The organism is Halorubrum sp. CBA1125, assembly GCF_009742825.1.
Lineage (GTDB): Archaea > Halobacteriota > Halobacteria > Halobacteriales > Haloferacaceae > Halorubrum.
Map to the genome: position 1 here is coordinate 1 of NZ_WPCE01000214.1, position 4,514 is coordinate 4,514.

At 69.2% G+C, this 4,514-nt stretch carries 4 protein-coding genes and 1 pseudogene; all 5 read left to right on the top strand.

Annotated features, from left to right (window positions below):
- Window positions 1-428, top strand: a 428-nt coding sequence (locus GJ633_RS14290; protein WP_156589352.1) for a cupin domain-containing protein, incomplete at its 5' end; no start/stop codon positions are given.
- Window positions 429-555: 127 nt separating this feature from the next.
- Window positions 556-1,089, top strand: coding sequence for a halocyanin domain-containing protein (locus GJ633_RS14295; RefSeq protein WP_156589353.1), 534 nt, complete (start codon window positions 556-558; stop codon window positions 1,087-1,089).
- A 340-nt stretch (window positions 1,090-1,429) separates the two neighbouring features.
- Window positions 1,430-3,349: a TAT-dependent nitrous-oxide reductase gene (gene nosZ, locus GJ633_RS14300; protein WP_156589354.1), complete on the top strand. Its 1,920-nt coding sequence runs from the start codon at window positions 1,430-1,432 to the stop codon at window positions 3,347-3,349.
- 3 nt (window positions 3,350-3,352) lie between these two features.
- Window positions 3,353-4,099 (top strand): hypothetical protein, encoded by a 747-nt coding sequence (locus GJ633_RS14305; RefSeq protein WP_156589355.1) that lies wholly within the window; start codon window positions 3,353-3,355, stop codon window positions 4,097-4,099.
- Between the two features lie 2 nt (window positions 4,100-4,101).
- A pseudogene (locus tag GJ633_RS14310) lies at window positions 4,102-4,514 on the top strand (hypothetical protein); the annotation flags it as partial.

Genomic DNA, 4,514 nt, shown 5'->3' on the forward strand with positions numbered 1-4,514 from the left:
ACGAGCTGTCGGCGGAGGTACCGGCGTTCGACGACGACGGCTACGCGGTCGAACAGGAGGGGCCGTCGCGGTTCGTCGCGGAGCTGCCCAAAGTCGAGGACGAGCCCGCGGCGGAGATCGTCCGTATCGCGGAGCTCGACGGCGTGTTCCTCACGCAAGGCGTCGTCGGCGAGGCGACGAGCATCCAGCGGTTCGAGATCGAACCGGGCGGGACGGTCCCCGAGCACGACCACCCGGGACACGTGGTGCTGTTCCACGTGCTGACGGGGGCTATCGACGTGCGTCTCGACGGCGAGCCCCACCCGGTAGAGGCCGGCGAGGTCCTCAGGTTCGACGGCGACCTGTCGGTCGAGCCGACCGCACGCGAGGACAGCACCGCGCTCGTCGTGCTCGCCCCCGGGCAAACCGACGGAGCGTCGGACCGATGACCGCCCGAACGAGACGACGCGGAAGGCGTGAGAGGCGGTCCGTCCCGAACGTGTTCGACGCGTTCTCGCCGAACGAAGCCACGCGTGACACGTTACAACTATCCCGCGGTAACCGCCGACCGAGCACATGACAGAGAACACCCGACTCGATCGGCGGCGGTTCGTACAGGCGACCGGAGCGGCGGGCGTAGCACTGCTCGCCGGCTGTTCTGGCGGTAGCGGAGCCAGCGGCAGCGACGGCAGCGACGGCGGCGACTCCGGGAGCGGCAGCGACGGCGGCGACTCCGGTGGCTCCGGCGGCAGCGTCGAGTACCTCTCGGAGGAGCCGGACTACGGCGGCTGGCTCGAGGGCGCGAACGGCTACGACCAGACGGTCGACGCGACGGGCAGCGACGAGGTCACCGTCGACGTCGGCGCGGGCGACGGGCTCTCGTTCGGTCCGGCTGCGGTCGCGGTGAGCGCGGGCACCACCGTCGTCTGGGAGTGGACCGGCGAGGGCGGCGGCCACAACGTCGCGGCGGAGTCGGGCGCCTTCGAGAGCGAGACCAGCCAGGAAGCCGGCTTCACGTTCGAGTACACCTTCGAGGAGACCGGGATCCACAAGTACGTGTGTACCCCCCACGAGGCCGTGGGCATGAAGGGCGCGGTCGTCGTCCGGTGACTGTCGACCACCGATAAACGCACGCTCCCGCCGACCGCGAGCAAATGCCTCTCGACCGCTGTTCTCGCGGTCCCGTTTCTCCCGGTCGACGTTTCGATTCGGCTTCTACGCTCCCCGTCGTCTCTGAGCGCGCCGGACACGGGGGACCGTCGCGACACCTGGTGCCGTCCGCCAACGTGGACGGACAGCCCAGCTGCGTTCTCACATTCTTGCAATGCCGGTGATAATGACCGAACGTGTTCACACGCTTCCCAGCGCACAGCAAGCTGCTGGACGAGATATATACAGCAGGCTGCAACGTCCGTCTGTCGCGAGAGCACGCCACTCGCGGAGACCACCCATGTCACACGACAAACAGCGGTCCACCGACGCGGGGGCATCGAGCGGACAGCCGGCCGACGCGGACGCGGAGTTCGACTCCCTGCTGCCGGGGCTCCGGCGCCGGGACTTCGTGAAGGCCGGCGCGGCCGTCGGCGGACTCGGCGGGCTGGCGGGCTGTACCAGCCTGCTGAGCGACGAGGATGTCGAGGGGACGGCCTCGGCGAGCGAGGTCGACAGCTCCGTGCCGCCGGGCGAACACGACGAGTACTACGCGTTCCTCAGCGGCGGGCAGTCTGGAGACGTCCGCGTGTACGGGCTCCCCTCGATGCGAGAGCTCGCCCGCATTCCGGTGTTCCAGCCCGACGCCGGCCGCGGCTACGGCCACGACGACGAGAGCCGGCAGATGTTAGAGGAGGCGGGCGGGTACACCTGGGGCGACACCCACCACCCGCGGATCAGCCAGACCGACGGCGACTACGACGGCCGGTTCGCCTACGTCAACGACAAGGCGAACGGACGGATGGCCCGGATCGACCTCACGTACTTCGAGACCGACGCCATCGTCGACATCCCGAACCAGCAGGGGACCCACGGCGCCTGTGCGCAGTTGCCCGACACCGACCTCATCTTCGGGGTCGGCGAGTTCCGGACGCCCATCCCCAACGACGGGAGCGGCGACTTGGAGGACCCGGAGGAGTACGGCTCCGTCCTCGCCGCGATCAACCCCGAGTCGATGAACGTCGAGTGGGAGGTCCTCGTCGACGGGAACATGGACAACGGGGACGGTAGCAAGGAGGGCCAGTACTTCTTCACGACCGGGTACAACAGCGAGGGCGGCGTCACCGAAGAGGAGATGACCCGATCGGCCCGCGACAACGTGAAGGCGTTCGACATCCCGCGGATCGAGGCGGCGGTTGAGGCCGGCGACTACGAGACGATAAACGAGGTGCCGGTCGTCGACGGGCGCCAGGACAGCCCGCTCAACCAGGGCGACGAGCCGATCGTCCACTACATCCCGACGCCGAAGAGCCCGCACGGGATCAGCGTCACGCCCGACAATCAGTACGCGATCGCCAGCGGCAAGCTCGACCCGACCGCGTCTGTCATCGACATCGCCGCGATCGACGAGGTCGACGACCCGGCGGACGCCATCGTCGGTCAGCCGCAGCTCGGGCTCGGTCCGCTCCACACGGCCTACGACGGCCGGGGGCACGCGTACACCACGCTGTTCATCGACTCACAGGTCGTCAAGTGGGACATCGAGGAAGCCGTCGAGGCCGAGGCGGGGTCCGAGAGCCCGGTGATCGAGAAGATCGACGTCCACTACAACCCCGGCCACCTGATCGCCGCGGAGTCGTACACGGAGAACCCCGCCGGCGACTGGCTCATCTCGTTGAACAAGCTGTCGAAAGACCGGTTCCTCCCGGTCGGCCCGCAGCACCCCGAGAACGACCAGCTGATCTACATCGGCGACGACGAGGCCGGGATGCAGCTCGTGAAGGACTCGCCCGCCCACGCGGAGCCGCACGACGCGTCGATCTGTCACAAGTCGAAGATCGACCCGGCGAAGACGTACGACCCTGAGGACCTCGACCTCGAGTACACGGACCAGGGCGAGGAGACGATGGAGCGGGTCGACGACGACCGCGTCGAGATAGAGATGTACTCGACGCGGAACCACTACGGCTTCCAGGAGATGACCGTGCGGGAAGGCGACACGGTCGAGATGCAGGTGACCAACATCGAGACCACGAGCGACATGCTCCACTCGGTGGCGATCCCGGACCACGACATCCACATGCGGGTCGCCCCCCAGGAGACGCGGAAGGCGACGTTCACCGCGGACGAGCCCGGCGTCTACTGGATCTACTGCGCGCACTTCTGTAGCGCGCTCCACCTGGAGATGCGCTCGCGGCTCATCGTCCAACCGGAGGAGTGAGCCATGAACACGTCGATCGCGCGACTCACCGAGATCAGGCGAGCGCTCCCCCTCGTGGCAGCCGCGCTGCTGCTCGTCGCGCTCGCGGTCCCGGTGTGGCGAATCACGCTCACCGCGCCGCAGTACCCGAGCGGGCCGCTGGTCGTCGACCTGTACGCGTACCCGCGGCTCGGCGGCGACTTCGCCGAGGTCCAGGGGCTCAACAAGTACGCGGGGTTCTACTTCCCGGACCCGGTGTTCGTGGACCCCAACTACGCGGTCCATGACCGCGCGGTCGACGTCCCCGAGTGGGTCCTCGGCCCCATCGTGTACGTTGGGGTCGCGTTCACCGGCGTGTTCGTCGCGCTCGCGCCGACGGTCCGCAAGCTCAAGCTCGGCCTGACCGCGCAGCTCGTCGGCACGATCGGCGTCTTCCTCGCGACGTTCGCGCTCATCCAGTACCGGCTCCACCAGGCCGGTCACGCGCTCGACCCCGACGCTCCGCTCCGGGGCATCGAGCCGTTCACGCCGCCGCTGCTCGGCGGCTACCAGGTCGCGAACATCAGCGGGTTCGCGTGGTTCGGGCCCGGGGGGTACCTGACGGTCGTCGCGATCGCGTTGCTGGCCGTCGCGTACCTCGCCCGCGACATCGACGCCTCGGTCGCGGAGCTGCCGGCGCTCGCCCGCTCGTTATCCGGCCGCGTACGCGACCGGATCACGAACGGGGGAGGACGGCCCTCGGGACGACGACTCCCTCGGAGACGGAGGTAAGCATGTCTGATCGCCCCGTCGAGACCGGGTTCCTGGTCGCCGTCTGCGTCGTGGCCGCCCTCGCGCTCGCGGCGCCGCTGGTCGGCGCCGTCGGCACCGGCCCGGCGTCGGCCGCGTCGAACGCGCCGGCGGAATCGAACGCGACCGCCGACACCGGCGGCGACGTGACGATCCGGACGGACGTGGCTGCGACCGAGGTGACGGCGCCGGAGGAGCCCGGAACCGCGACCGTCGTCGAGGACGATGCGAGCGCGACGGATGGTGGAGACTGGGCGAACGTCACGGAAGGCGACGACTACGACTCCGCGCAGGCCGCCGTCGACGCCGCCGAGCCGGGCGAGACGGTCGTCCTCGACGGGCGGTTCGACGAGCGACTGAACGTCAGCACCGACGACGTCCGGGTGGTCGCCGGCGT

Bases quoted from the DNA above. Each gene is read 5' to 3' on its own strand.
- nosZ (WP_156589354.1), top strand. From the start codon at position 1,430: ATGTCACACGACAAACAGCGGTCCACCGACGCGGGGGCATCGAGCGGA.
- GJ633_RS14305 (WP_156589355.1), top strand. From the start codon at position 3,353: ATGAACACGTCGATCGCGCGACTCACCGAGATCAGGCGAGCGCTCCCC.
- GJ633_RS14295 (WP_156589353.1), top strand. From the start codon at position 556: ATGACAGAGAACACCCGACTCGATCGGCGGCGGTTCGTACAGGCGACC.